Origin of the sequence: Methylobacterium sp. BE186 (genome assembly GCF_031457035.1) — a bacterium.
In the GTDB taxonomy this organism is placed as follows: Bacteria; Pseudomonadota; Alphaproteobacteria; order Rhizobiales; family Beijerinckiaceae; genus Methylobacterium; species Methylobacterium segetis.
The window spans coordinates 38,067-64,015 of sequence record NZ_JAVDVV010000010.1 but is presented as its reverse complement, the minus strand read 5'-3'; the positions used below and the strand labels follow the sequence as shown (position 1 = coordinate 64,015).

General features: G+C 70.6%; 21 protein-coding genes. 14 read left to right on the top strand and 7 right to left on the bottom strand.

The genetic code is table 11. The features are described 5' to 3' along the window. The first annotated feature begins 91 nt into the window (after positions 1 to 91). From carB to J2X36_RS12825, 7 genes are all read left to right on the top strand, one after another. Positions 92 to 3,565 carry a carbamoyl-phosphate synthase large subunit gene (gene carB, locus J2X36_RS12855; RefSeq protein ID WP_310350164.1) on the top strand — a complete coding sequence of 1,158 codons (3,474 nt, stop codon included), beginning with the start codon at positions 92 to 94 and terminating at the stop codon, positions 3,563 to 3,565. 126 nt (positions 3,566 to 3,691) lie between these two features. Next, entirely contained in the window at positions 3,692 to 4,168 is a 477-nt protein-coding gene (greA, locus tag J2X36_RS12850; protein ID WP_207919138.1) for a transcription elongation factor GreA, read from the top strand. 43 nt (positions 4,169 to 4,211) lie between these two features. Next, on the top strand, positions 4,212 to 4,706 hold the full coding sequence (locus tag J2X36_RS12845) for a hypothetical protein (RefSeq protein WP_310350162.1): 495 nt from the start codon (positions 4,212 to 4,214) through the stop codon (positions 4,704 to 4,706). Positions 4,707 to 4,716: 10 nt separating this feature from the next. Next, entirely contained in the window at positions 4,717 to 5,721 is a 1,005-nt protein-coding gene (locus J2X36_RS12840; RefSeq protein ID WP_310350331.1) for a mitochondrial fission ELM1 family protein, read from the top strand. A 22-nt stretch (positions 5,722 to 5,743) separates the two neighbouring features. Beyond that, entirely contained in the window at positions 5,744 to 6,724 is a 981-nt protein-coding gene (gene trxB / locus J2X36_RS12835) for a thioredoxin-disulfide reductase (RefSeq protein ID WP_310350160.1), read from the top strand. A 351-nt stretch (positions 6,725 to 7,075) separates the two neighbouring features. Further along, positions 7,076 to 7,966 (top strand): LysR family transcriptional regulator, encoded by an 891-nt coding sequence (locus J2X36_RS12830; RefSeq protein ID WP_310350158.1) that lies wholly within the window; start codon positions 7,076 to 7,078, stop codon positions 7,964 to 7,966. A gap of 203 nt (positions 7,967 to 8,169) precedes the next feature. Next, entirely contained in the window at positions 8,170 to 8,877 is a 708-nt protein-coding gene (locus J2X36_RS12825) for a hypothetical protein (RefSeq protein ID WP_310350156.1), read from the top strand. Positions 8,878 to 8,891: 14 nt separating this feature from the next. Here the strand turns inward: J2X36_RS12825 and msrP are convergent, their stop codons facing one another. The 4 genes from msrP to J2X36_RS12805 form a co-directional block, all read right to left on the bottom strand. Beyond that, positions 8,892 to 9,836: a protein-methionine-sulfoxide reductase catalytic subunit MsrP gene (gene msrP / locus J2X36_RS12820; RefSeq protein WP_132250136.1), complete on the bottom strand. Its 945-nt coding sequence runs from the start codon at positions 9,834 to 9,836 to the stop codon at positions 8,892 to 8,894. Positions 9,837 to 9,958: 122 nt separating this feature from the next. Next, the gene (locus tag J2X36_RS12815) at positions 9,959 to 11,707 is read right to left on the bottom strand and encodes an AMP-binding protein (protein WP_405029778.1); all 1,749 of its coding nucleotides are present in this window, start codon (positions 11,705 to 11,707) and stop codon (positions 9,959 to 9,961) included. Positions 11,708 to 11,718: 11 nt separating this feature from the next. Then, on the bottom strand, positions 11,719 to 12,462 hold the full coding sequence (locus J2X36_RS12810; protein WP_310350153.1) for a hypothetical protein: 744 nt from the start codon (positions 12,460 to 12,462) through the stop codon (positions 11,719 to 11,721). Between the two features lie 46 nt (positions 12,463 to 12,508). Further along, positions 12,509 to 14,008 (bottom strand): leucyl aminopeptidase, encoded by a 1,500-nt coding sequence (locus J2X36_RS12805; RefSeq protein ID WP_132250132.1) that lies wholly within the window; start codon positions 14,006 to 14,008, stop codon positions 12,509 to 12,511. A 278-nt stretch (positions 14,009 to 14,286) separates the two neighbouring features. On the opposite strand from J2X36_RS12805, the gene lptF reads away from it, so the two are divergent. The 5 genes from lptF (at position 14,287) to rsmA (ending at position 21,281) form a co-directional block, all read left to right on the top strand. Continuing rightward, complete coding sequence (lptF, locus tag J2X36_RS12800; RefSeq protein ID WP_310350152.1) at positions 14,287 to 15,447, top strand: LPS export ABC transporter permease LptF; 1,161 nt, start codon at positions 14,287 to 14,289, stop codon at positions 15,445 to 15,447. A gap of 5 nt (positions 15,448 to 15,452) precedes the next feature. Continuing rightward, the gene (gene lptG / locus J2X36_RS12795) at positions 15,453 to 16,541 is read left to right on the top strand and encodes an LPS export ABC transporter permease LptG (protein ID WP_132250128.1); all 1,089 of its coding nucleotides are present in this window, start codon (positions 15,453 to 15,455) and stop codon (positions 16,539 to 16,541) included. Between the two features lie 56 nt (positions 16,542 to 16,597). After that, positions 16,598 to 19,195 carry an LPS-assembly protein LptD gene (locus J2X36_RS12790; protein ID WP_405029777.1) on the top strand — a complete coding sequence of 866 codons (2,598 nt, stop codon included), beginning with the start codon at positions 16,598 to 16,600 and terminating at the stop codon, positions 19,193 to 19,195. Between the two features lie 98 nt (positions 19,196 to 19,293). Continuing rightward, a complete protein-coding gene (gene pdxA, locus J2X36_RS12785) occupies positions 19,294 to 20,421 on the top strand; it encodes a 4-hydroxythreonine-4-phosphate dehydrogenase PdxA (RefSeq protein ID WP_310350150.1) in 1,128 nt (375 codons plus the stop codon). Further along, the gene (rsmA, locus tag J2X36_RS12780) at positions 20,418 to 21,281 is read left to right on the top strand and encodes a 16S rRNA (adenine(1518)-N(6)/adenine(1519)-N(6))-dimethyltransferase RsmA (RefSeq protein ID WP_310350148.1); all 864 of its coding nucleotides are present in this window, start codon (positions 20,418 to 20,420) and stop codon (positions 21,279 to 21,281) included. Before pdxA ends, rsmA begins: the two co-directional genes overlap by 4 nt. 36 nt (positions 21,282 to 21,317) lie before the next feature. On the opposite strand, the gene J2X36_RS12775 is transcribed toward rsmA, so the two are convergent. The 3 genes from J2X36_RS12775 to J2X36_RS12765 form a co-directional block, all read right to left on the bottom strand. After that, positions 21,318 to 22,298 (bottom strand): TIM44-like domain-containing protein, encoded by a 981-nt coding sequence (locus J2X36_RS12775; protein ID WP_132250122.1) that lies wholly within the window; start codon positions 22,296 to 22,298, stop codon positions 21,318 to 21,320. Positions 22,299 to 22,436: 138 nt separating this feature from the next. Beyond that, positions 22,437 to 23,510 (bottom strand): ATP-binding protein, encoded by a 1,074-nt coding sequence (locus J2X36_RS12770; RefSeq protein ID WP_310350327.1) that lies wholly within the window; start codon positions 23,508 to 23,510, stop codon positions 22,437 to 22,439. A 109-nt stretch (positions 23,511 to 23,619) separates the two neighbouring features. Continuing rightward, positions 23,620 to 24,252 (bottom strand): helix-turn-helix transcriptional regulator, encoded by a 633-nt coding sequence (locus tag J2X36_RS12765; protein ID WP_132254477.1) that lies wholly within the window; start codon positions 24,250 to 24,252, stop codon positions 23,620 to 23,622. A 225-nt stretch (positions 24,253 to 24,477) separates the two neighbouring features. Between J2X36_RS12765 and J2X36_RS12760 the strand changes: the two genes are divergently transcribed. Together J2X36_RS12760 and J2X36_RS12755 are read left to right on the top strand one after the other, a co-directional pair. Then, the gene (locus tag J2X36_RS12760) at positions 24,478 to 24,840 is read left to right on the top strand and encodes a DUF952 domain-containing protein (RefSeq protein WP_310350146.1); all 363 of its coding nucleotides are present in this window, start codon (positions 24,478 to 24,480) and stop codon (positions 24,838 to 24,840) included. Beyond that, positions 24,837 to 25,913: a quinone-dependent dihydroorotate dehydrogenase gene (locus tag J2X36_RS12755; RefSeq protein ID WP_132254475.1), complete on the top strand. Its 1,077-nt coding sequence runs from the start codon at positions 24,837 to 24,839 to the stop codon at positions 25,911 to 25,913. Before J2X36_RS12760 ends, J2X36_RS12755 begins: the two co-directional genes overlap by 4 nt. Positions 25,914 to 25,949: the final 36 nt, after the last annotated feature.

Sequence of the window (25,949 nt, the reverse complement as noted above, 5' to 3'; positions counted from 1 at the left end):
ACAATCCACGCCGCCTGCGCCCGCCCCGTTGCCGCTCCGCTTCCCCGGCGCCGCGCGCGGACGGGCGCGCGTGCCTGTATGAAGGCGTCCGATGCCCAAACGCACCGATATCTCCTCGATCCTGATCGTCGGTGCGGGTCCGATCATCATCGGACAGGCGTGCGAGTTCGACTATTCCGGCACCCAGGCCTGCAAGGCCCTCCGCGAGGAGGGCTACCGCATCGTGCTGGTCAACTCGAACCCCGCCACCATCATGACCGACCCGGACATGGCGGACGCGACCTATGTCGAGCCGATCACGCCCGAGATCGTCGCCAAGATCATCGAGAAGGAGCGTCCCGACGCGATCCTGCCGACCATGGGCGGCCAGACGGCGCTGAACTGCGCCCTCTCCCTCCAGCGCATGGGCGTGCTCGAGAAGTTCGGCGTGCAGATGATCGGCGCGACGGCGGAAGCCATCGACAAGGCCGAGGATAGGCACCTGTTCCGCGACGCGATGACGAAGATCGGGCTCGAGACCCCGAAATCAGCGCTCGCCAACGCCTCGGCCGCCAAGAAGGCCGACCGTGAGAAGTACCTCGCCGAGGTCGCCGGCATCGAGGCGGCAAATCCCGAGCCGGCCGCGCGGCGCGCCGCGCTCACGGAGTTCGAGAAGAAGTGGCAGCGCGGCGAGGGCGACCGGCGCAAGCGCTACGCCGAGCACGCGCTGGGCCAAGCCCTCGTGGCGCTCGCCGAGGTCGGGCTCCCGGCCATCATCCGCCCCTCCTTCACCATGGGCGGCACGGGTGGCGGCATCGCCTACAACCGCGAGGAGTTCCTCGACATCGTGGAGCGCGGAATCGACGCCTCGCCGACGAACGAGGTGCTCATCGAGGAGAGCGTGCTCGGCTGGAAAGAGTACGAGATGGAGGTCGTCCGCGACCGGGCCGACAATTGCATCATCGTCTGCTCCATCGAGAACATCGACCCGATGGGGGTGCATACGGGCGATTCGATCACCGTCGCCCCCGCGCTGACGCTCACCGACAAGGAATATCAGGTGATGCGCGACGCCTCCCTCGCGGTGCTTCGCGAGATCGGCGTCGAGACCGGCGGCTCGAACGTGCAATTCGCGATCAACCCCGAGAACGGGCGCATGATCGTGATCGAGATGAACCCGCGCGTCTCGCGCTCCTCGGCCCTCGCCTCGAAGGCGACCGGCTTCCCGATCGCCAAGGTCGCGGCCAAGCTCGCGGTCGGCTACACGCTCGACGAGATCGCCAACGACATCACGGGCGGCGCCACCCCGGCCTCGTTCGAGCCGACGATCGACTACGTCGTCACCAAGATCCCGCGCTTCGCCTTCGAGAAATTCCCCGGCGCCGAGCCGACGCTCACCACCGCCATGAAGTCGGTGGGCGAGGCCATGTCGATCGGCCGGTGCTTCGCCGAATCGCTGCAGAAGGCGCTCCGCTCCCTGGAGACGGGGCTGACCGGCCTCGACGAGATCGAGATCGAGGGCCTCGGCAAGGGCGACGACCACAACGCCATCAAGGCCGCCATCGGCACGCCGACGCCGGACCGGCTCCTCAAGGTCGCGCAGGCGCTCCGCCTCGGGGTCAGCCACGAGGAGGTCTACGCCTCCTGCAAAATCGACCCGTGGTTCCTCGAGCAGCTCCAGGCCATCGTCGATCTCGAGAACCGGGTGAAGGCGCACGGCCTGCCCGGGACCCCGGGCGCCTTCCGGCAGCTCAAGGCCGCCGGCTTCTCGGACGCGCGCCTCGCGGTGCTGGCCGGCCTCGAGGAGGCGGAGGTGCGCGCCAAGCGCCGCGCCCTCGACGTGCGCCCCGTCTTCAAGCGCATCGACACCTGTGCGGCCGAGTTCAAGGCGCCGACCGCCTACATGTACTCGACCTACGTGGCCCCCTTCGCGGGCGCGGTGGTCGACGAGGCGCAGCCCACGAACGCCCGGAAGGTGATCATCCTCGGCGGCGGCCCGAACCGGATCGGCCAGGGTATCGAGTTCGATTATTGCTGCTGCCACGCCTGCTTCGCGCTCTCCGAGGCCGGCTACGAGACCATCATGGTCAATTGCAACCCGGAGACCGTGTCGACCGACTACGACACCTCGGACCGGCTCTATTTCGAGCCGCTGACCGCCGAGGACGTCCTGGAGATCATCGAGACCGAGCGCCAGGCGGGCACGCTCCACGGGGTCATCGTGCAGTTCGGCGGCCAGACGCCGCTGAAGCTCGCGCGCGCGCTGGAGGCGGCCGGCGTGCCGATCCTCGGAACCTCGCCCGACGCGATCGACCTCGCCGAGGACCGCGACCAGTTCAAGCGCCTCCTCGACAAGCTCGGGATGAAGCAGCCCAAGAACGGCATCGCCTACTCGGTCGAGCAGAGCCGGCTGGTCGCCGCCGATCTCGGCCTGCCCTTCGTGGTGCGCCCGAGCTACGTGCTCGGCGGGCGGGCCATGGCGATCATCCGCGACGAGACGCAGTTCGCCGACTACCTCCTCGACACGCTGCCGAGCCTGATCCCCTCCGAGGTCAAGGCCCGCTACCCGAACGACAAGACGGGCCAGATCAACACGGTGCTGGGCAAGAACCCGCTCCTGTTCGACCGCTACCTGTCGGATGCGGTCGAGGTCGACGTCGACGCGGTCTGCGACGGCAAGGACGTCTACATCGCGGGCATCATGGAGCACATCGAGGAGGCGGGCATCCACTCGGGCGATTCCGCCTGCTCGCTGCCGCCCCGCTCGCTCTCGCCCGAGATCATCGCGGAGCTGGAGCGCCAGACGAAGGCGATGGCGCTGGCCCTCCAGGTCGGCGGCCTGATGAACGTGCAATACGCCATCAAGGACGGCGTCATCTACGTGCTGGAGGTGAACCCCCGCGCCTCCCGCACCGTGCCCTTCGTCGCGAAGGTGATCGGCGAGCCGATCGCGAAGATCGCGGCTCGCATCATGGCCGGCGAGCCCTTGGCAGGCTTCGGCCTCAAGCCGAAGACGCTCGCGCATATCGCGGTCAAGGAGGCGGTGTTCCCCTTCGCCCGCTTCCCCGGCGTCGATGTGCTGCTCGGGCCGGAGATGCGCTCGACCGGCGAGGTGATCGGCCTCGACGGCGGCTTCGGGGTCGCCTTCGCCAAGAGCCAGATCGGCGCGGGCGCCTCGATGCCGACGACGGGCACCGTCTTTGTCTCGGTGCGCGACGCGGACAAGGCGCGGATCCTGCCCGCCGTGCGCACGCTCAAGGATCTCGGCTTCGCCATCCTGGCGACCGGCGGCACCCAGAAGTTCCTCGTCGAGAACGGGGTTCCGACCGAGCGCATCAACAAGGTGCTGGAGGGCCGTCCGCACGTGGTCGACGCCATCAAGAACGGCGACATCCACCTCGTCCTGAACACCACCGAGGGAGCAGGTGCGCTGTCCGACTCGCGCTCGCTGCGCCGGGCGGCCCTCTTGCATAAAGTCCCGTACTACACCACTCTAGCCGGCGCGATGGCGGCGGCCGAGGGGATCAAGGCCTACCTCGAAGGCGATCTTCAGGTGCGCGCCTTGCAGGAATACTTCGCGGCCTGAGCGGTAAGAGTCGCGGGTGCCATCGCACCCGCGGTTCGAGACGGTTCGGGATTTGACCTCATCTGGCCCGGAGGGAGCGATCTGGCTCCCGGCCGGGCTTCTTCATTGTGGCGCGAGACGATGACGATCGACAAGGTTCCGATCACGGTGCGTGGCTTCGCGGCTCTCGAGGAGGAGCTGAAGCATCGCCAGCAGGTCGAGCGGCAGAGGATCATCCAGGCGATCGCCGAGGCGCGGGCGCTGGGCGACCTCTCCGAGAATGCCGAGTACCATGCCGCCAAGGAGGCCCAGTCGCACAACGAGGGCCGCGTGCTGGAGCTGGAGAGCATGATCTCGCGCGCCGAGATCATCGACGTGTCGAAGCTGTCCGGCAACAAGATCAAGTTCGGCGCCACGGTGAAGCTCTTCGACGAGGACACCGAGGAGGAGAAGACCTACCAGATCGTCGGCGAGCCGGAGGCGGATGTCCGCTCGGGCCGCGTCTCGATCACCTCGCCGATCGCCCGCGCGCTGATCGGCAAGGGCGTCGGCGACACCGTCGAAGTGACGACGCCGGGCGGCGGCAAGTCCTACGAGGTCGTCGGCGTGCAGTACGGCGGCTGAGGCCGTGCCGATCTCCTCATCGCGGGCGGCCGCACGGGCCGTCATGCTGGCGTTGACGGCGGCCCTCGGCCTCGGGGCCGGGCGCGCCGCGGCCGATGATTTCCCCAGCCTCAACGGCGAGCGCTTCGCCGATGTCCGCGTCGACGTTCGCCCGCTGATCGCGCAGGGGAACGGCCTGCAGGCGGAAGCCCTGCGGGCGGACCTCACGGTCGCGCTCCGGCGCGCCTTCGCCGGGCGGCTCGGCGGCCGCGGGCCGATGCTCGTCGTGCTGGTCCGGGGCCTCTCGCTGCCGCCCTATGCCGGTGCGCAGGGCGGGGGGCGCGGCGGTCTCGGCGGCGGCAACCAGACGGATTACCTCGACGGCGAGGCGCTCCTGATCGGGCGCGGCGGGGCCGTCCTCGGTCGGCACCCACAGCTCACGGCGACCCCGTCGAGCTACGGCGGTCCCTGGTACGATCCGGTCTCGGAGCGCCGCCGCGTGACCGCGGTGGCGAACATCTACGCCGAGTGGCTGCGCCGCCAGCTTCCCGCCGAATGACGTGACGACCGTGATCGACCGGAACCCGCCGGCGCCGCCCGTCCCCGACCTGCGCGGCGCGCGCGCCTGGATCGTCACCGACGGCAAGGCGGGGGACGAGAACCAGTGCATCGGCATCGCCGAGACGCTCGGCCTCGCCTACGAGATCCGCCGCATCCCGGCCCGCGGCCCCTTCGGCTGGACGGCGCCCTGGGGCCCGATCGACCCGCGGGAGGCTCCCGGCCGCGGCGCGCTCGCGGGCCCGTTCCCGGACCTGATGCTCGCTTCGGGTCGCCGGGCCGTGCCCTACCTGCGCGCGCTCCGCCGCGCCACGCGGGGCCGGACCTTCACCGCCTTCCTCAAGGATCCGCGGACCGGCCACGACAGCGCGGATTTCATCTGGGTGCCCGATTACGACGATCTGCGCGGGCCCAACGTCTTCACGACGCTCACCGCGCCCCACCTCGTCACGGCCTCGCGCCTCGCGGCCGCCCGCAGGCACCCCGATCCGCGCCTCGTCGCCCTCGACGGGCCCCGGATCGCCGTGCTGATCGGCGGCGATTCGCGCCACCTCAGCTACCGCCAGGCCGACATGAAGCGCCTCGTCGAGTCCCTGCGCCGGCTCGCGGCCGGGGACCGGCGCCTGATGGTGACGGTCTCGCGGCGCACGCCCCCGCCCCTGAGCGACGCGCTGCGCGCGCTCGTCGGCGAGACGGGCGGCTTCTTCTGGGACGGGACCGGCGAGAACCCCTACGTGAGCCTGCTGGCGCTCGCCGAGGCCATCGTCGTGACCTCGGATTCCGCAAACATGGTCAGCGAGGCCGTGAGCACCGGCGTGCCGGTCCTGCTGTTCGACCTTCCCCGTACCTATATCCGCCATCGGCGGATGTTCGCCGGGCTCGCCATGGCCGGGGCGCTCAAGCCCTTCATCGGTCATTTGGAGCCTCTGTCGTACAAGCCGATCGACGCGACGCCGGTGATCGCGCGGGCGCTGGCTGGCGCCTACGCCGCCCACCGGCACAGGCTCGACGGCTGACGGCCTCAGGAGACGAAGACGTATGGCTCACACCCACGCCAAGCTCGTGATCATCGGCTCGGGGCCGGCCGGCTACACGGCCGCGATCTACGCCGCCCGCGCCATGGTCGAGCCCCTGCTCATCTCCGGCTTCCAGCCGGGCGGCCAGCTGATGATCACGACCGATGTCGAGAATTATCCGGGCTTCGCCGAGGCGATCCAGGGTCCCTGGCTGATGGAGCAGATGCGGCTCCAGGCCGAGCATGTCGGCACCCGGATCGTCTCCGAGTACATCACCAAGGTCGACCTGAAGACGCGGCCCTTCCGGCTCGAGGCGGATTCCGGCGAGACCTATTCCTGCGACGCGCTGATCATCGCCACCGGCGCGCAGGCGAAGTGGCTCGGCATCCCGTCCGAGGCGAAGTTCCAGGGCGGCGGCGTCTCGGCCTGCGCCACCTGCGACGGGTTCTTCTTCCGCGGCAAGGAGGTCGTGGTCGTCGGCGGGGGCAACACCGCGGTCGAGGAGGCGCTCTACCTCGCCAACCTCGCCAAGAAGGTCACCGTCGTCCACCGGCGCGACGCTTTCCGCGCCGAGCGCATCCTGCAGGAGCGCCTGTTCAAGCATCCGAACGTCGAGGTGCTTTGGAACAGCGAGATCGACGAGATCTGCGGCACCCTCCATCCGGCCCCGAACGTCACCCACGTGCGCCTCAAGGACACGCGGACGGGCGCGGTGAGCGAGCGGCAGACCGACGGCGTCTTCGTCGCGATCGGCCACACCCCGGCGACCGCGATCTTCGAGGGCCAGCTGCCCATGCGTCACGGCGGCTATCTCACGGTGCGGCCCGGCACCGCGGAGACGGAGATCCCCGGCGTCTACGCCGCGGGCGACGTCACGGACGACGTCTACCGTCAGGCGATCACCGCCGCCGGCATGGGCTGCATGGCCGCGCTCGAGGCCGAGAAGTTCCTGGCGAACCTCGAGGTCGGCGAGAGCCCGCAGCAGGCCGCCGCCGCCGAGTGATTCGAGGCGGCCGGTGCGTGCCCCTCCCCGCCCCCGCGGGGAGGGATTGCCACGTTGTCCCGCCAAGGAACGATTTCGTGTCAGGCGACACCGTTTCCTTGAGCCGTCAACAAAATCTTCGCAAATCGACTTGCGTTATGGTGCAACCAAATCGCAAGAGGGAAGTCCTATCCTGACGATGTCGGCGCAGGCCGACATCGTCTCGTCCCGGATCGTCGGCCGGCGCATCATCGATGAACCGCGGCGGTTGCTTGGCGAGGGATGGCGACGCCGGATCGTGACCGGCGTCAGCGGACGGCCTCGCGGGACGCCAGCGTCCCCGGCGCCGCGCCGCCTTCGGGGAGTTCGACGGTGGACTGGGACAAGATCCGGATCTTCCTCAACGTGGCGGAAGCCGGCAGCTTCACGCGGGCGGGCGACGATATCGGCCTCAGCCAGTCCGCGGTGAGCCGCCAGATCAGCGCGCTGGAGCGTGAGCTGCGCGCGCCCCTGTTCCACCGGCACGCCCGCGGCTTGATCCTGACCGAGCAGGGAGACCTGCTGTTCCGCGCCGCGCGCGACATGAAATTGCGCCTGGAGAACACCAAGGCCCGCCTCGTCGAGACGAGCGAGCGGCCGACGGGCGATCTCAAGGTGACGACCACGGTCGGCCTCGGCACGTCCTGGCTGGCCCAGCGCGTCTCGGAGTTCCTCGACCTTTACCCCGACGTCCGCGTCGAGCTGATCCTCACGAACGAGGAGCTCGACCTCGCCATGCGCGAGGCCGACGTGGCGATCCGGATGCGGCGCCCCGCGCAGCCGGACCTGATCCAGCGCCGGCTCTTCACGGTGCATTACCACGCCTTCGCGAGCCAGGATTACATCAAGCGCTTCGGCGAGCCGAAGACGATCGACGACCTCGACGAGCACCGCCTCGTCTCGTTCGGCGGCAACGAGCCCTCCTACCTGCTGGCCGCCCACTGGCTCGCCAGCATCGGCCGCGAAGGCCGCGAGCGCCGTCCGGTCCATTTCACCGTCAACAACATCGCCGCCCTGCAGGTGGCGATGGAGACCGGCGTCGGCATCGGCATCCTGCCGGACTACGCGGTGGACGGGAACACGAACCTCGTCCAGGTGCTCGGCGAGAGCGACATGCCGAGCCTGGAGAGCTACCTCGTCTATGCCGAGGAGATGCGCTCGGTCGCCCGCGTTCAGGCCTTCCGCGACTTCCTCGTCACGAAGGCGCAGCGCTGGACCTACTGACGGTTGCAAGACTACGACCAGTCCTGAAGTCGGGATCGGAATGTAAAGATCGCTTTTCTGGCCTCGCAAGTCTGATTTTCGGAACCGGTCGTTAAGTGCAGTGTCTCTACGATGAGCGCGAGCCGGCCTGCGCGCACGTCGAGACTGACGATTCCTTCGGATTGCAGCGCCCGCTCATAACGAGCCAGCGGAGAGCTGCCCTCATGCCGACGAGCATTTCGACGAGCGCGTTGCCCAGGCCGAGCGACCGTCGGGCAGCGCAGACCGGCGGCTCGACGAGCGTCGCTGCACGGACAGCCGCGCCCGAGACCCGGGGCGATGCCAAGGTGGCGCGCAACGCCGGCCCGGCCTTCTCGGTGAACCTGTCGGATCAGGCCAGGGCTGCGTCGAGGACGAAGGCCGCGCCCGACTCCGCGCTCCCGATCGAGGCCGATACCTCTCTCGCCGGACTTGCCCAGCGGAAGACCGATGCCCTGGCCGAGCGGCTCGTCACGGTTTTCAAGGACCTCGGCATACCGCTCGACGACGCCACGACCTTCAAGCTCGACAGCTTCGGCAAGGTGACGACGGACAGCCCCTACAAGAAGAAGCTCGAGAAATTCTTTGCCGACGATCCGGACGCAGCCAAGGCCTTCAAGGAGGTTGCCACCCTCAACGCGATGCGGGCCGCCCAGCAGGCGCTCGAGGTCTACGCGGAGGAGAAGCGCCAGGCCAGGACGGACGACGAGAAGGCCCGGGCCTTCGACAGCTACACGGCGCACCGGGCCGCCATCCAGAACCTCTCCGGCGAGATGTCGTTCAAGGATGGCAAGCTCACCTCGGCGTCGATGACCTACATCGCGGCCGTGTCGGACGCGGAGGGCGTCTCGATGTCGGATCGGAGACCGCAGCGGGGCGGTCTCCTCGCCTGAGGCATTCCTGGACCTCAGACGAACAGGCGCTCCTTCTCCAGGCCCTTGTAGAGGTCGGCGACCTGCTCGCCGTAGCCGTTGTAGATCAGCGTCGGCACGCGCTGGTCGGTGCCGAGCACGCGCTCGCTCGCCTGGCTCCAGCGCGGATGCGGCACGGCCGGGTTCACGTTCGCCCAGAAGCCGTATTCGGAAGCCTGCAGGCCCTCCCAGAAGGTCTTCGGGCGCTCGGCGACGAAGGAGACCTTCACGAGCGATTTCGCGGACTTGAACCCGTATTTCCACGGCACCGCGAGGCGGATCGGCGCGCCGAACTGGTTCGGCAGCGGCTTGCCGTAGACGCCCGTCACCAGGAAGGCGAGGTCGTTGTTCGCCTCGGCCATGGTCAGGCCCTCGAGATAGGGCCAGGGATAGAAGAATTGCCGCTGGCCGGGCGCCATGCCCTTGTCGAGGAAGGTCTGGAACTGGACGTATTTCGCGCCCGAGCCGGGCTTGGCGAGCGCCACCAGCTTCGAGAGCGGGAAGCCGGTCCAGGGCACCGCCATCGACCACGCCTCGACGCAGCGGTGCCGGTAGAGCCGCTCCTCAAGACCGACCTTCCGGATGAGGTCGTCCACGCCGATCTCGAAGGGCTTCTCGACGAGCCCGTCGATCTTGATCGTCCAGGGGCTCGTCTTCAGGGCGTTGGCGGCCGGGAGCACGGTCTTCGAGGTGCCGAACTCGTAGAAATTGTTGTAGTCGCCGCTGTAGCGCTCGGGCGTCACGGCCCGGTCGAGCGTGTAGCCCTCGTTGCGTCGGGCCGGGTAGAGCGCCTCCGCGGCGAGGGCGGGGTTGCGCCCGAGGGAGGAGGCGGCGACGAGGCCGGCCGCGCCGCCGAGGAGCGCCCGCCGGTTGAGGAACACGGCCTCCGGCGTGGCCCGGTGCTCGGGGATCTCCCAGCCGCGACGACGCATGATGTGCATGGCGCTCCCTTGCCTTTCTCGACGCCCCGCTCCCGGGGCGCACAGCTGACGCGTCCCGTTCATTCGTCAACGGCGCCCGAAAGGTTTCAGGCCCGCGACAGATTGGCCCCGCCCGGCCTGGCTCAGGCGGCGCCGGGCGGCATGTCCCGGAGCGCGCGGCGCAGCACCTTGCCGACATTCGTCTTCGGCAGCGTCTCGTGGAAGACGACGCTGCGCGGCACCTTGTAGGGCGTCAGCTGGGTGCGGGCATGCGCGCGGATGACCTCCTGCGTGGCGCTCCTGTCCCGCAGCACGACATGCGCGACGACCATCTCCCCCGATTCCGCCGAGGGGGCGCCGACGACCGCGCATTCGAGCACGGCCGGGTGGCTCGCCAGCACGTCCTCGACCTCGTTCGGGTAGACGTTGAAACCGGAGACGATGATCATGTCCTTCATCCGGTCGACGATCCGGATCTGCCCGTCCGCCAGCATCACGCCGACGTCGCCCGTGCGGAAGAATCCGTCGGCGGTGGTGGCCCGGCCGGTCTCGTCGGGCCGCTTCCAGTAGCCCTTCATCACCTGCGGCCCGCGCACGCAGATCTCGCCCGGCTCTCCGAGCGGCACCGGCATCCCGTCCTCGCCGCGGATCGACACCTCCGTCGAGGGCAGCGGAAAGCCGATCGTCCCGGACCACTCGCTGAGCCGGTGCGGGTTCACGCAGACGACCGGCGAGGTCTCGGAGAGGCCGTAGCCCTCGACGATCGCCTGACCGGTCGCCTCCTTCCAGCGGCTCGCCACCGCCTTCTGCACGGCCATGCCGCCCGCCACCACGTAATCCACGTGAGAGAAGTCGACCGTGCCGATCTGCGGGTGGTTGTTGAGCAGGTTGAACAGCGTGTTCACGCCCGAGAAATGCGTGAAGTGGCTCTTGGCCAGCGTCTTCACGAAGCCGTCGGCGTCGCGCGGGTTCGGGATCAGCAGGCAGGTGCCGCCGAGCCGCATGAAGAAGAAGAAGCAGCAGGTCAGCGCGAAGATGTGATAGAGCGGCAGCGCCGTGACCATGGTCCGACGCTCGGCGGTGTCGGAGGCTCCGAACCAGAGCTGGCACTGCTCGACATTGGCCATGATGTTGCGGTGGGTCAGCATCGCGGCCTTGGCGATGCCCGTGGTACCGCCCGTATACTGGAGGAAGGCGAGGTCGTCCGGCGCGATCTCGACCCGCTTCCGGCGCAGGCTCCGGCCCGCCTTCACCGCCGCCTCGAAGCGCGTCGTGATCGCGGCCGGGAGCCGGAAGGGCTTCACCGCCTTCTTGACGTGGCGGGAGGCGAGATCGATCACCCGACCCTTCAGGCCGAGCCCGTCGCCGGGGCCGGCGACGACGATGCGGTCCAGAGTCAGGTCCGGCAGGGCCTCGGCGACGGTGTGGCCGAAATTCTCCAGCACGATCAGCACGCGCGCGCCGGAATCGTTGAGCTGCGCGATCAGCTCGCGGGGCGTGTAGAGCGGGTTGACGTTCACGGCCGTGCAGCCGGCGATGAGGACGGCGAACAGCGCCACCGGGTAGGCGGCGACGTTCGGCATCATGATCGCGACCCGGTCGCCCTTGCCGAGCCCCTGCCCCTGCAGCCAGGCCGCCAGCGCCTCCGACCGCGCGCCGAGATCGGCATAGCTGATCGAGGTGCCGAAGCTGATGATGGCCGGCCGGTCGGCGTAGCGCCCCATGCTCGTCTCGAACAGGTCGGCCAGCGTGCCCAGCCGCTCGACGTCGATCTCCGGGGGCACGCCGGGCGGATAGGCAGCCAGCCAGGGCCGCTCGGCACGGATGTCTTGGATCACGGCGATCCTCCCTCTCGTCTCGGCGGCTCGCGGCTGCCCAGGGCTTTGCCCCATTGCGCAACGGATTAGCGGGATCGCGCCGGATTGATCAAGGCATTTCGGGAATAAGTATGCCCACGCAGCGCGGTGATCGCGCTGTGTGGGAGCAGGGCGGCGACGAGCAATCCGGCGGCAATTCCGAACTGCGGTATGGTCAGGGGGCGCCGCGGCCAGAGCCCGATCCCGGCCTCGCGGGCGAGGCCGAGGATCGCGAAGGCGAGCCAGAGGGCGAGGAAGCGCAGGATCAGCCCACCGAGATGGGCGGGAAGCGCGCGCCGCCAGCCGACGCGAGGGCGGTGCCCGCGATTCGTCATCAGGACGGCGAGGCCGAGCACCGTGCCGAAGAGCGAGGCGGCGGCGGCGGTGCCGAGCGCGTAGGCGAGCGGGAACGGCATCTGGTTCAGGAAGCCGATGCCGCCGGTCGCGAAGCCCGCGCGCAGCACGAGCCCGCCGAAGGTCGGGTGCAGGCAGGCGGCGAGGACGAGGCCGAGGCCCGCGAGCCCGCCGATCAGGCGACGCGGCACGGAGGCCGGGCCGGGCCCGAAGGCGACCGCGAGGATGCGCGCGAGCGCGTAGACGATCGCGAAGGCGAAGAGGGGATACTGGTCGAGGAAGAAGCCGTAGAAGCGCGCCTGAACGGAAGGCGGCAGGGCAGAGCCCTGGTCGAACCCCGTGACCGCGACGAGCGCGGCGGCGAGGAGCGAGGCGGCGAGCGGCGCGAAGGCGACGAGGGCCGGCCCGGCCTCTTGGGTTGCTTCGGGATCGCTCACGGCGCCGTCCCTCCCGGCATCGCCGCCTCCAATCCGAGGGACAGCCCTACTTCGCCTCGTAATGCTCGCGCACCAGCCGGTCGAGGAGGCGCACGCCCCAGCCCGCGCCCCAGCTCCGGTTGATCTCGGTGGCGTTCGAGGACATGCCGACGCCCGCGATGTCGAGATGCGCCCAGGGCACGTCGTTGACGTAGCGCTTGATGAAGGAGGCCGCCGTCGCCGCGCCGCCGTGGCGCCCGCCCGTGTTCTTCATGTCGGCGAATTTCGAGTCGATCGCCTTGTCGAAGGAGGGCGCCAGCGGCATCCGCCAGACCTTCTCGCCCGTCGCCTCGCCGGCCGCGGTGATCCGGGCGGCCAGCTCGTCGTCGTTCGAGAACAGGCCCGCGATGTCCTGGCCGAGGGCCACGATGATCGCGCCCGTCAGGGTCGCCAGATCGATCATGAATTTCGGCTTGTAGGCGCCCTGGATGTGCCAGATCACGTCGGCCAGCACGAGGCGGCCCTCCGCGTCGGTGTTGATCACCTCGATCGTCTGGCCGGACATGGAGGTGACGATGTCGGAGGGGCGGTAGGAGCCGCCGTCGGGCATGTTCTCGACGATGCCGATGGCACCGACCACGTTCACCTTCGCCTTGCGGCTCGCGAGCGCGTGGAGCGTGCCGACGACGGCGGCGGCACCGCCCATGTCGCCCTTCATGTCCTCCATGCCGCCGGCCGACTTGATCGAGACGCCGCCCGAATCGAACACGACGCCCTTGCCGATCAGCGCCACCGGCGGCTCAGACCGGTCGGCCGCGCCGTTCCAGCGCATCACCACGACGCGGGGCTCGCGCACGGAGCCCTGCGCCACGGCGAGGAGCGCGCCCATCCCGAGCTCGCGCATCCGGGCGGGCTCCAGGATCTCGATCTCGACGCCGAGCTTCGACAGGGCCGAGGCACGCCGGGCGAACTCCTCGGGATAGAGGACGTTCGGCGGCTCGTTGATCAGGTCGCGGGCGATGAGCACGCCCTCGGCCACGGCGTCGGACGCCTTCGCGGCCTCGGCAGCCGCCTCATGCTCGGGCAGCAGCAGGTGCAGCGTGGTGCCGCCGTTCTCGTCGGCATCGGGCTTCTTCTTCGTCTTGTAGCGGTCGAAGCTGTAGCTGCGCAGGCGCGCGCCGAGGGCGAACTCGGCCGCGTTCTCGGGCGTCACGGCGCCCCCGTTCGCGCCGAGCACCACCCGCGCGGTGCGCCCCGAGACCTTGCCGGCGGTGAAGCCGCCGAGCACCGGCCAATCGGTCTTGGCGCGGTCCTTCTCGGAGCCGAGGCCGATCACCACCAAGCGGTCCGCCTCGATCCCGGCCGGTGCCGGCAGCACCAGGGCGGAGAGCGAGCGGCCCTTGAACTTCTCGGCTGCGGCGGCGCGGGCGACGAGATCCGCTCCGCCGGCGCCGATCACGTCCCGCGCCGCGGAGCCGAGGGCGAGGTCGTCCCCGACGAACACCACCAGATCGCCGCGACCGGCGGAACCGAGCGGGCCGAAGGTGATGGTGATAGCGTCCGCCATGTCGTTGCTTTCCGTCAGCCGATGATGTCTCTGGGCGCGGGCTCGCCCGGGCGCGCCGCGGGCCGGCCCTCTGCCTGTGTAGCCTCTGAGGCGCAGAACGCAACGCGGCGCCGGGCCTCCCCGGGTCGCGGCGGGGCGCCCTCAAACCGCCCTTTTCGGGGCGCTCTCAGCGGAAGAGCCGGCGCGGGGGCGGACGGCGGGAGCCGCGGATTCGGCGGCGCGATCACGGTCGCGCGAGGACGAGGGCGGGCGACCGATCGGGACCCCATGACGACCCCATGACGCAGATCGAGCGCTACATATTCCGGATCGCGCTCTCCGCCTTCCTCGCCTGCCTCGTCGGGCTGACGGGCACGATCTGGGTAACGCAGGCCCTGCGCGAGCTCGACCTGATCACGGCCAAGGGGCAGACGCTCCTCATCTTCCTGTTCGTCACCGGCCTGTCGCTGCCGACGCTGATCGCCGTCATCTCGCCGATGGCCCTGTTCATCGCGGTCATCTACGCGCTGAACAAGCTGAACGGCGATTCCGAGCTGATCGTGATGTCGGCGGCCGGCATGAAGCCCCGTTCCATCCTGCGCCCGTTCCTCACCCTCGCCTTCGCGATCGCCTTCCTCACCGCCTTCCTGACGATCCAGGTGATGCCGTCGAGCTTCCAGGAATTGCGGGACGTCGTGACCCGGGTGCGGGGCGACCTGATCGCGAACGTGCTCAAGGAGGGGCAGTTCACGAGCCTTGAGAACGGCATCACCTTCCACTTCCGCGAGCGCGGCCAGGGCGGCGCCCTGCTCGGCCTGTTCATCCAGGACAAGCGCGAGGCCGGCAAGACGAAGGTCTACCTCGCCGAGCGGGGGCAGGCGATCGAGGTCGACGGGCAGAGCTACCTCGCCCTGGAGAAGGGCAGCGTCCACCAGCAATTGAAGGATTCGCGGGATTCCTCGATCCTCACCTTCGAGCGCTACACGATCGACCTCGCCGCGTTCGCGCCGCCGGATGCCGAGATCGTCTACAAGCCGCGCGAACGCTCGACGACGCAGCTCCTCTTCCCCGACCGGAGCGAGCGCTACTATCTCGCCCAGAAGGGCCGCTTCCGCGCCGAGCTGCACGACCGGCTCTCGGCCTGGCTCTACCCGATCGCCCTCACCTTCATCGCCTTCGCCGCCCTCGGCGACCCGCGCACCACGCGCCAGGGCCGCGGCCTGTCGGTGGCCGGCGCCATCGTCGCCGTCACGCTCCTGCGGATCGCGGGCTTCGCGGCGACGAGCGCGGCCGCGCGCAGCGCCGGGGCCGTGGTGGCGATCTACGCCGTGCCCCTCCTCGCGATCGGCCTGTCCGCCCTCGTCATCTTCCACGGCCCGGCCGTGCGCGCGTCCGGCGCGCGCCTCGCCGCCGGGTTCCGGCGTCTGCGCGCGCGCGCGCCGCGGCTGGCGGCGGGCTGAGGCGGATGCTGATCGGCGCGACCCTCGGGCGCTACTTCGCCCTGCGCTTCCTGCGCACGGTGCTCGGCGTCTTCATCACCGTCTTCGCCCTCGTCTACACCCTCGACTTCGTGGAGCTCCTGCGGCGCGCCGGCGATGCGGAGGGCGCCACGGCGGGGCTGATGGCGCAGCTCTCGCTCTTCCGGACGCCGACTGTCGCCGAGGGCGTGCTGCCCTTCGCCGTCCTGTTCGGCTCGATGGCGACCCTGCTGCAGCTCTCGCGCAAGCTCGAACTGGTCGTTGCCCGCGCCGCTGGCATCTCGGCGTGGCAGTTCCTGCAGCCGGGCCTTCTCGTGGCGCTCGCCATCGGCGCCTTCACCATCGGCATCTACAATCCGGTCTCGGCGATGCTGAAGCAGCGCTCGACCGTGATCGAGGCCAAGATCTTCGCCCGCTCCACCAAGGCGGGGTCGGGCAAGGATCTGTGGATCCGCCAGAAGGGCCTCGACGGGCAGGCGATCGTGCGGGCGGAGACGGCCATCGAGGGCACCACGACGCTCGCCGGCGTCTCGGTCTTCACCTTCGACGAGGCGGGCTCCTTCGTCTCGCAGATCGAGGCGGCGCGGGCGACCCTGCACGACGGCTACTGGGAGTTGAGCGAAGCCCGTGTGCTCGCGCCGGGCGTGCCGCCGGAACCCTTCAACACCTATCTCATCGCCTCGCCGCTCGATCCGGGGCAGGTGCAGCAGCGCTTCACGCCCCCGGATTCTGTGCCTTTCTGGCAACTTCCCGAGACCATCGCGCGGACGGAGCGGGCGGGGTTGGATGCGACCCGGTACCGACTCCAGTATGATGTGCTCCTGGCCAGGCCGATGCTCTTCGTCGCCATGGTCCTCGTGGCGGCAACCGTTTCCTTACGGTTCTTCCGCTTTGGTGGTGTCGGCAAGCTCGTGCTCGGGGGCGTCGCGGCGGGCTTCGCCCTCTACGTCGCCCGTCAGGTCATGGAGGGGCTCGGCGCCTCGGGGATCGTGGCGGCGCCGGTGGCGGCGTGGTTTCCGGCCGTGGTAGGGAGTCTTCTCGGTACGCTCACGCTTCTGTACCAGGAGGACGGCTGAGGCTGCGGCTTCTGACGGCAGGCGAGGAACGACCGTGGCAGGAGTTGGGACGCGCGTTGCGTAGGGTCGCCGACATTGCATGGACCGCCGGCTTGCTGGCGCTGATGACGGCCGCCACCCCCCTGGCGACCGCGACGCAGGCGGCTGCCCAGAAGGCGGGCGCGCGCGGCGCCGCCCCGGGCGCGCTGCAGGGCAAGCCCGGCGACAAGCTCCTCGTCGAGGCGGACGAGCTCATCTACGACAACGACCGCAACACGGTGACCGCCCGCGGCAATGCCGAGCTGCATTACGGCCCCCGCACCCTGCAGGCCGACAGCGTCCGCTACGACCGCGGCGCGAGCCGCGTGATCGCGGAGGGCAACGTCCGCCTGACCGACCGGGACGGCGCCGTCGTCACCGGCGACCGGATGGAGCTAACGGACGATTTCAAGAACGGCTTCATCGACTCGCTGCGCGTGCAGCAGACGGTGGAGCAGCGCGGCGAGGTGGTGCGCACGCGCTTCTCGGCGCCCCGCGCCGAGCGCATCGCGGGCGAGCAGACGAGCTTCGACTACGGCACCTACACGGCTTGCGAGCCCTGCAAGGACAATCCGGAGAAGCCGCCGCTCTGGCAGGTGCGCGCGGCCAAGATCATCCACAACAACGAGACCCACACGGTCTATTTCGAGGATTCGCGGCTCGAGCTCGGCGGTATCCCGGTCGCCTACCTGCCCTATTTCGAGGCGCCCGACCCGACGGTGAAGCGCAAGACCGGCTTCCTGACGCCGCGCTTCGTCACCTCGACCGCCCTCGGCACGGGCGTCGCGACGCCCTTCTTCTTCAACGTGGCGCCGAATTACGACCTCACGCTGACGCCGGCCTTCCTGAGCCGCCAGGGCGTGCTGGGCCAAGCGGAGTTCCGGCACCGGCTGGAGACCGGCAGCTACAACCTGCGCCTGAGCGGGATCTTCCAGACGACGCCGAGCGCCTTCCTGCCCGGCCCCCTCGGCGCGGGCGACCGGGATTTCCGCGGCTCGGTCGAGACCCGCGGCCGCTTCTACATCAACGACCGCTGGACCACGGGCTGGGACGTCGTCGGCGTCACGGACAAGTGGTTCCTCGACAATTATCGCATCCGCAACCAGAGCATCGTCACCGACTATTTCCGCGAGGCGGTCTCGACGGCCTACCTCAACGGCCAGGGCGACCGCTCGTGGTTCGAGGCGCGGGGCTACTACTTCAAGGTGCTGTCGAGCTTCGACTGGCAGAAGGAGCAGCCCGTCGTCGCGCCGGTGATCGACTACGAGAAGCGGATCAACGGGCCGGATCCCCTCGGCGGCGAATTGCGCTTCGAGGGCAACATCACGAGCCTCACCCGCGAGGCGACGGATTTCCAGGGCCTGCCCCGCTCGAACGCCTACCTGTTCAGCCCGAGCGTCAACGGGATCAACTACCCGCTCTACGACACGTGCAGCACCTTCACGCGCTCGACCTGCCTGATCCGGGGCCTGGCCGGCACCAACACCCGCGCCTCGGCCCAGGTCTCCTGGCGCCGCAGCTTCATCGACCCGCTCGGGCAGGTGATCACGCCCTTCGCGTATCTGCGCACCGACGCCTTCTTCGTGAACCCGAGCCTGTCCGGCTACCAGAACGCCCTGGTGCCGACGATCGCCAATATCGGCGAGGGCTCGTCGGGGCGCGTCATGCCGGCGGTCGGCGTCGACTACCGCTATCCCTTCGTCTCCGATGCCGGCCGCTTCGGCGTCCACACGCTGGAGCCGATCGCCCAGGTGATCGCGCGGCCGAGCGAGACCCGCATCGGGCGCCTGCCGAACGAGGATGCGCAGAGCCTCGTCTTCGACGACACCTCGCTGTTCGAGTGGGACAAGTTCTCGGGCTACGACCGCGTCGAGGGCGGCGTGCGCGCCAATCTCGGCGGCCAGTATTCGGTGGTGACGCCGGCCGGCTGGTACGCCAACGTCCTGTTCGGCGAATCCGTGCAGATCGCGGGCGTCAACTCGTTCCGGCGCGGCGACATCGCCAATGTCGGCCTCGAATCGGGCCTGGAGAACCGGCGCTCGGACTTCGTCGGCCGCTTCCAGCTCTCGCCGAACCAGCATATCAGCCTGATCACCCGCGCCCGCTTCGACCAGGCGGATTTCGGGGTCAACCGGTTCGAGAGCGGCGTCACGGCGCGGTTCTCGCCCTTCCTGCCGCTGACGGTCTCGGCCTTCTACTCGTTCTACGAGGCCCAGCCCCTGCTCGGCTTCAACAACCACCGCGAGGGCATCACGGCCTCGGCGACCTACCACATCACGCCGAACTGGTTCCTCACGGGCTCCGCGCTGGTCGACCTGACGCACTATCTCGACGCGCGCGATTCCTACAACGACGCCCTGCGCAGCTACCTCGCCAACCCGATCGGCCAGATGCCGCTCGCGCCCAGCAGCAACCGCTTCTACCTGTCGGGCATGAGCCTCGGCGGCGGCTACCAGGACGAGTGCACCACGATCTCGCTGAACTACATCATCTCGCCGATCGCCACCGCGCTCGGCGTCCGCGAGCGCAACCAGACCGTGCTCCTGCGCGTCGAGCTGAAGACGCTCGGCGAGGCGGACCTGCGCCAGAACGTCGGCACGCCGATCACCGCCGACGGCATCGCGGCGGTGCGCTGAGCGTTGAACCCGACGCGACGGGCTCCGGATGAGCCGGGCCGCGCCGGGGAACCGGCGAACTCGATCCCGACGAGGCGGGCTGACCGACCGATGACGGCATGATGCAGGATCGCCCTCCCCTCGCCCTCACCCTCGGCGATCCCGCCGGGATCGGGCCGGAACTCGCCCTCGCCGCCTGGCGGGCGCGGAGCGCGAACCCCGGCGTGCCGCCCTTCTTCCTCGTCGCGGACCCGGCCTTCGTCGAGCGCACCGCCTACCGGCTCGGCGAGACCGTGCCGGTGGCGGAGATCGACCCCGAGACGGCGGCCGAGGTTTTCCCGCGCGCCCTGCCGGTGGTGCCCCTGCCGAGCGGGACGCCGATCGAGGCGCTGCCGGCCAAGCCCGATCCGGCACATGCCGGCGCGACGATCGAATCCATCACCGCGGCGGTCGGCTTCGTGCAGGCCGGCCGCGCCTCGGCGATCGTGACGAACCCGATCGCGAAATACGTCCTCACGCAGGTCGGCTTTGCCCATCCGGGCCACACCGAGTTCCTGGCCGCCCTGGCGGCGGGACCCGGCGCCGAGCCTCCGCTGCCCGTCATGATGATCTGGAGCGAGGGGCTCGCCGTCGTGCCCGTCACGATCCACGTGGCGCTGCGCCGGGTGCCGGACCTCCTCACCGCCGATCTCGTCGAGCGCACCGCCCGCATCGTCGCGGCCGACCTCACGGCGCGCTTCGGCATGGAGCGCCCGCGCCTCGTCCTGGCGGGCCTCAACCCCCATGCGGGCGAGGCCGGGACGATGGGCACGGAAGACCGCGACGTGCTCGCACCCGTCGTCGAGCGGCTGCGCGCGGAGGGGCTCGACATCCGCGGGCCGCTGCCCGCCGACACGCTGTTCCACGCCCGCGCCCGCGCCACCTACGACGTGGCGCTGGCCCCGACCCACGATCAGGCCCTGATCCCGATCAAGACGATCGCCTTCGACGAGGGCGTCAACGTCACCCTCGGCCTGCCCTTCATCCGGACCTCGCCGGATCACGGCACCGCCTTCGACATCGCCGGCCAGGGCATCGCCCGGCCCGACAGCCTGATCGCGGCCCTGCGCCTCGCCGACCGGCTCGCGGGCCACGTCGCCGCGCGCCGGCCGGCCCGGGCCGTCGCCGACGTGCTCCCGATCAGCGACTACCTGAACCGGCCCCGCCCGAGCCGCCCGACCCATTTCGACCCGACCGACGAGCTATGAGCGCCTCGGACGGGCTGCCGCCCCTGCGCGAGGTCGTGCGCCGGCACGGCCTGGAGCCGAAGAAGGCCCTCGGCCAGAACTTCCTCTACGACCTGAACCTGACGGGGCGCATCGCGCGGGCGGCGGGGCCGCTCGACGGCGTGACCGTGGTCGAGGTCGGCCCCGGCCCCGGCGGCCTGACCCGGGCCCTGCTGGCGGAGGGTGCCGCCCGCGTCGTCGCGATCGAGCGCGACCCGCGCGCCCTGCCGGCGCTGGCCGAGATCGCGGCGCATTACCCGGGCCGGCTGGAAGTGGTCGACGCCGACGCGCTCGCCTTCGACCCGCGCCCGCTCCTGGGCGATGGCCCCGCCCGGATCGTGGCGAACCTCCCCTACAATGTCGGGACCGCGCTCCTGACCGGCTGGCTGGAGGGCGAGGCGTGGCCATCCTGGTGGGATTCGGCGACGCTGATGTTCCAGCGCGAGGTCGCGGAGCGGATCGTCGCCGACGAGGGCGCCCGCGCCGATTACGGGCGCCTCGGCGTCCTCTGCGGCTGGCGCACCCGGGCCGACATCCTGTTCGACGTGGCGCCCTCCGCCTTCGTGCCGCCGCCGAAGGTGACGTCGAGCGTGGTGCGGCTCGTCCCCCGGACGGATCCCCTGCCCTGCCGCGCGGGCGCGCTCGAAGCGGTTACCCGGGCGGCCTTCGGCCAGCGCCGCAAGATGCTGCGCCAGAGCCTGAAGGCCCTGGTTCCGGAGCCCGCCGCCCTCCTGGCCGCCACGGGAATCCCCGAGACGGCGCGGGCGGAGGAGGTGCCGGTCGCCGGCTTCGTCGCGCTCGCCAACGCATGGGACGCGCAGAGAAAAGCCGGCGCCGCGTGAGCGGCGCCGGCCATCGAAGGTGGTTGTTTCGAACGCTTAGGCCGTCTGCTGGATCGCCGAGAGCATCCAGGGGCGGCCGGGGCCGCGCACGAAGGTCCAGACCTCGGTGGCCTCGCCCGGCTCGGTCTCCACGACGCGGTTCGTGTTGCGGTCGAGCTTCGCGTCCTTGAGCGAGTAGCGCATCGCGACCGTGGCGTACTCGGCCTGACCCTCGCCCCAGGCTTCCGCGAGGTCGCCCTGCAGGAGCTTGACGTCCGAGATCCGGTTGACGATGCCGCGGGCTGCGTTGGCGCGCAGCTCCTCCTCGAAGTAGCCCGCCATCTCCGGCGTCGCGATGTTGCGCAGGGTCACCATGTCCTCGCGGGAATAGGCATCCTGCACGTCGCCGAGGATCCGCTCGAAGACCTGGTAGTCCTGCGGGCCGATCTGCACCGGGCGCTGCTGGGCGGGGCGCTGCGCGCCGCCGCCCATCAGGCCGCCGAGGCCGCTGGACGCCATGCCGGCAGGGCCGGGCTGGCCGCCACGCGGGTCGGGGCCGTTGTCGAGGCTCTGGCGGGCGTAGGGCGCGCCCGCGCCGGCCGGCTGCTGGCGGCGGCGGAAGAAGCGCACGGCGAGCACGATCAGGCCGACGATGAGACCGACCTGCAGCAGCAGGCCGAGGAACGAGGCGATGCCGCCGAGGCCCCCGAAGAACCCGCCGCCGATCAGCGCGCCGAGAAGGCCGGCGCCGAGAAGGCCCGCGAAGAAGCCGCCGCCGAAGCGGCGCCCCTGGCTCGGGGCCTGCATGCCGGGATTGGACATGCCCGGGCCGGGCTGGGTCTGCGAGCGCTGGATCGGCGCGGCGGTGCCGGGCGCCGTGGGGGTCGCGGACGGTGCGTTGAAGGTCCGGCTTCCGCGCGAGCCGACGGAGCCGCCGCCGCCCGGACGGGCCTCGACGACCGGCGCCGCGACCGTCAGCGCTGCAGCGAGCGCGAGGAGGGCCGCGGTGCGCTTGCGGCGCGTGTGGGAGGTGAGCATCGATACGCCTCTGCGAGAGAAAACGTGGTGGCGTGAGCGCCACCGACGATATGGGAACGCTCGAGCGGGAATTTTAGTCCGGTTTCGCCTCACCTTTCGGTGACAAAGCCGGCCCGGCGACGGCGGCCTCGGCAGGTTTCAGGCGGCGGCGGGGAAGATGAGGCGGACGCTTGTCCCCTCTCCCTGCCGGCTGTCGATCGCGACGGTCCCGTTCTGCCGCTTCATCAAGCCGTGGACGATGGCGAGCCCCGCGCCCCGGCCGGCCTCGCGGCTCGTGGCGAAGGGGGCGAGCGCGCGCGCCAGCATCTCCTGCGACATGCCGGTTCCGGTATCGCTCACGAGGATGCCGACGGCGCCGTCGGACGGGCGCTGGATCGTGCGGTCTCCCACCGGCACAGGGAAGGTCGCGATCGTGATGGTGCCGCCCCGCGGCATCGCCTCGCAGGAATTGGCGACGATGTGGGCGAGCGCCAGTTCGAGCTGCGTCGGGTTGCTCAGCGCCCGCGGCAGGTTCGGGCTGGTCTCGACCGTCAGGGTGATGCTCGGCGGCAGGGATTCCCGCAGGCGCCCGGCGATCTCGGCGACCACCGCGTCGAGATCGACGGCGCGGACCTCCGGCGCGATCCGGCGGGAGAAGGCGAGGAGCTGGCGCGTCAGCACGGCGGCGCGTTCGGCGGCGTCCGTGGAGCGGGTCACCGCCCGCTGGATGAAGGGCTCCTGCTTGTCCACGAGGCGGCGCTTCAGCCCGTCGATGTAGCCGATCAGGATCTGGAGGAAGTTGTTGAACTCGTGCGCGACGCTGTTGGTGAGGAGGCCGAGGGCCTCGCGCTGCCGCGACAGGGCGAGCGCGCCCTCCATCTCGCGGCGCCGGGTCACGTCGACGATCTGGCCGAGGCGGAGGGGGCTGCCCGCGACCGGCGCCTGGGTCAGGCTCGCCCAGAAGGTGCTGCCGTCGCCGGCCATCGCCAGGAACTCGGCGCCGCCCTCGCCCGGGGCCGCGCCGGGCCACAGGCTCGCGATGCCGCGCCCGCGCACCTCCGCCGCGCTGCGGCGGGCGAGCGACAGGAAGGCGGGGTTCGCGTAGACGATCGGCGCGCCGTCGCGGCGCGGGTCGGTCAGGATGGCGGGTACGGCGGCGGCGTCGAGGAGCGCGACCCAGCCCGGCTCGATCTCGGCCACGCCGCTCACGTCCTCAGGTCCGGGCTCTCGCATCGCGCTGTCGGCCTCGACGGGCCCTGAGCCCACGGTGCCCTCACCGATAGCGGGAACCGCAGGGCGGGTCGAGAGAGGCAGGGGCCGCGGGACCGGCGCGGGGCGGGCGCTACTGCCGCACCCACATCACCCGGGCCATCCAGGCGATGTCGCCGACCCCGACCACGCGATCCTCATGGTCGGGGTTGAGGGAGGCGAGCTCGATCGTGCGGGCCGTGCGGCGGCGCATCTCCTTCGCCAGCACCTCTCCGGAGCCGAGGCGAACCACCACCCGGTCGCCCTTGCGCAGGCTCGCGGTCGGGGAGACGATGAGCACGTCGCCGTCCCGGTAGAGCGGGGCCATCGAGTCGCCCTGCACCTCCAGCGCGAAGGCCCTCTCCTCCCCGATGTCGGGGAACTCGATCTCCTCCCAGCCCGGGCCGCCGGTCGGCATGCCCTCCTCGTTGAAGAGCCGGCCGGCGCCGGCCTGCGTCATGCCGATGAGCGGGATCATCGAGCGCGGCGGCCCCTCCCGCGGCTCGATCAGGCGCAGGAGCTCGTCGAGGCTCGCGCCGGTGGCGGCGAGCACCTTCGAGATCGACTCGGTGGAGGGCCAGCGCTTGCGTCCGTCCGGGCCGATCCGCTTCGACCGGTTGAAACTCGTGGCGTCGAGCCCCGCCCTGCGGGCGAGGCCCGAGGCCGAGAAGCCGTGGCGCTCGGCCAAGCGATCGATCGCAGTCCAGATCTGCTCGTGGGACAGCATCTCGGGCTCGGGGCTGGGTCGGCCGCTAAGACGCACGGCCTAGTTGTAGGAAAGTAGAACTACCTGATCTAAAAGGCAATTGAGCTTGCGAATGTTTCACGCACGCGGCCGGTCCGGCACCGGGAAATGTCGGGGACCGCACCGGCTGGCCCGCCCGGTGCGGTTGCGCCGGGTGGCGGCCCGGCATTATCGACGGGCGGTTCAACGCGCAGGCCGGATGCCAGGATGCCGCTCATCTACAAGATCTGTCCCGAGAGCCTCTGGCGGGAGGCCGAGGCCGCCGGGCGCTTCACGGGCGCCCCGGTCGACCACGCGGACGGGTTCATCCACTTCTCGACCGCAGCGCAGGTGGCCGAGACGGCGGCCCGCCACTTCGCCACCGCGGGCGACCTCCTCCTCGTCGCGGTCGAGGCCGAGGCGCTCGGGCCGGCCCTGCGCTACGAGCCGTCCCGCGGAGGCGACCTCTTCCCGCATCTCTACGCCGAGCTGCCGGTCTCGGCGGTGCGCGCGGTCGAGCCGCTGCCTCTCGGCCCGGACGGGCGCCACGTCTTCCCGAAGGGGCTCGGAGCGGACGAGGTGCGCGCGTGATCGGCGCCCTCTTCCCCCTCGTCCGGCCTGTCCTGCACGGGCTCGATGCCGAGAGCGCGCACAATCTGACGCTGCGCGGCCTGAAGCTGCTGCCGCCGCGGCGCCCGGCCCCGGACGATCCGCGCCTCACGCTCGACTGCCTCGGTCGCCGCTTCCCCAACCCGGTCGGCCTCGCGGCGGGCTTCGACAAGGGAGCCGAGGTGCCGGACGCGATGCTCGGCCTCGGCTTCGGCTTCGTCGAGGTCGGCGGCGTGGTGCCGAAGGCGCAGCCCGGCAACCCGGCGCCGCGGGTGTTCCGCCTCACCCGGGACCGTGCCGTCATCAACCGGTTCGGGCTCAACAGCGAGGGCCTCGCGGTCGTCGCGCGGCGCCTGGAGGCCCGCCGCAGCCGCCAGGGCATCGTCGGCGTCAACATCGGCGCGAACAAGGACTCGGCCGACCGGCTCGCCGATTACGTCGCCTGCACGGGGGCGCTCGCGCCGCTCGTCGCCTTCATCACGGTCAACGTCTCCTCGCCGAACACGCCGGGCCTGCGCGACCTGCAGGGCGAGGCCTTCCTCGACGAGCTCCTCGCCCGCGTGGTCGAGGCCCGCGACGCGTCGCATCCCGGCACCGCGATCCTGCTCAAGATCGCCCCCGACATCGATCTCGCGAGCCTCGACGCGATCTGCGCGACGGCGCTGCGCCGGGGCGTGCAGGGGCTCGTCGTCTCGAACACGACGGTGGCGCGGCCCGCGAGCCTCACGGAATCCGCCCTGGCGCGGGAGACGGGCGGCCTGTCCGGGCGCCCCCTCTTCGGCCCGGCGACGCGGCTCCTGGCCGAGACCTACCTGCGGGTCGAGCGCCGGCTGCCCCTCGTCGGCGTCGGCGGCATCGATTCGGCCGAGGCCGCCTGGGCGAAGATCCGGGCCGGCGCGAGCCTGCTCCAGCTCTATTCCGCCCTCGTCTATGCGGGGCCGGGCCTCGTCTCCGAGATCAAGGCCGGCCTCGTGCAGCGGATGAAGGCGGAGGGGTTGACCGGGCTCTCCGCCGTCGTCGGACGGGACGCGGCAGAGCTCGCGACATCCGCCTGAGGCGCGGGCGGCGTCTCCTCCGATCTCCGGAGGGGA

Bases quoted from the DNA above. Each gene is read 5' to 3' on its own strand.
- carB (WP_310350164.1), top strand. From the start codon at position 92: ATGCCCAAACGCACCGATATCTCCTCGATCCTGATCGTCGGTGCGGGT.
- J2X36_RS12845 (WP_310350162.1), top strand. From the start codon at position 4,212: ATGCTGGCGTTGACGGCGGCCCTCGGCCTCGGGGCCGGGCGCGCCGCG.
- trxB (WP_310350160.1), top strand. From the start codon at position 5,744: ATGGCTCACACCCACGCCAAGCTCGTGATCATCGGCTCGGGGCCGGCC.
- J2X36_RS12825 (WP_310350156.1), top strand. From the start codon at position 8,170: ATGCCGACGAGCATTTCGACGAGCGCGTTGCCCAGGCCGAGCGACCGT.
- msrP (WP_132250136.1), bottom strand. From the start codon at position 9,836: ATGCACATCATGCGTCGTCGCGGCTGGGAGATCCCCGAGCACCGGGCC.
- J2X36_RS12815 (WP_405029778.1), bottom strand. From the start codon at position 11,707: ATGGGGCAAAGCCCTGGGCAGCCGCGAGCCGCCGAGACGAGAGGGAGG.
- J2X36_RS12805 (WP_132250132.1), bottom strand. From the start codon at position 14,008: ATGGCGGACGCTATCACCATCACCTTCGGCCCGCTCGGTTCCGCCGGT.
- lptF (WP_310350152.1), top strand. From the start codon at position 14,287: ATGACGCAGATCGAGCGCTACATATTCCGGATCGCGCTCTCCGCCTTC.
- lptG (WP_132250128.1), top strand. From the start codon at position 15,453: ATGCTGATCGGCGCGACCCTCGGGCGCTACTTCGCCCTGCGCTTCCTG.
- pdxA (WP_310350150.1), top strand. From the start codon at position 19,294: ATGATGCAGGATCGCCCTCCCCTCGCCCTCACCCTCGGCGATCCCGCC.
- rsmA (WP_310350148.1), top strand. From the start codon at position 20,418: ATGAGCGCCTCGGACGGGCTGCCGCCCCTGCGCGAGGTCGTGCGCCGG.
- J2X36_RS12775 (WP_132250122.1), bottom strand. From the start codon at position 22,298: ATGCTCACCTCCCACACGCGCCGCAAGCGCACCGCGGCCCTCCTCGCG.
- J2X36_RS12770 (WP_310350327.1), bottom strand. From the start codon at position 23,510: ATGCGAGAGCCCGGACCTGAGGACGTGAGCGGCGTGGCCGAGATCGAG.
- J2X36_RS12765 (WP_132254477.1), bottom strand. From the start codon at position 24,252: ATGCTGTCCCACGAGCAGATCTGGACTGCGATCGATCGCTTGGCCGAG.
- J2X36_RS12760 (WP_310350146.1), top strand. From the start codon at position 24,478: ATGCCGCTCATCTACAAGATCTGTCCCGAGAGCCTCTGGCGGGAGGCC.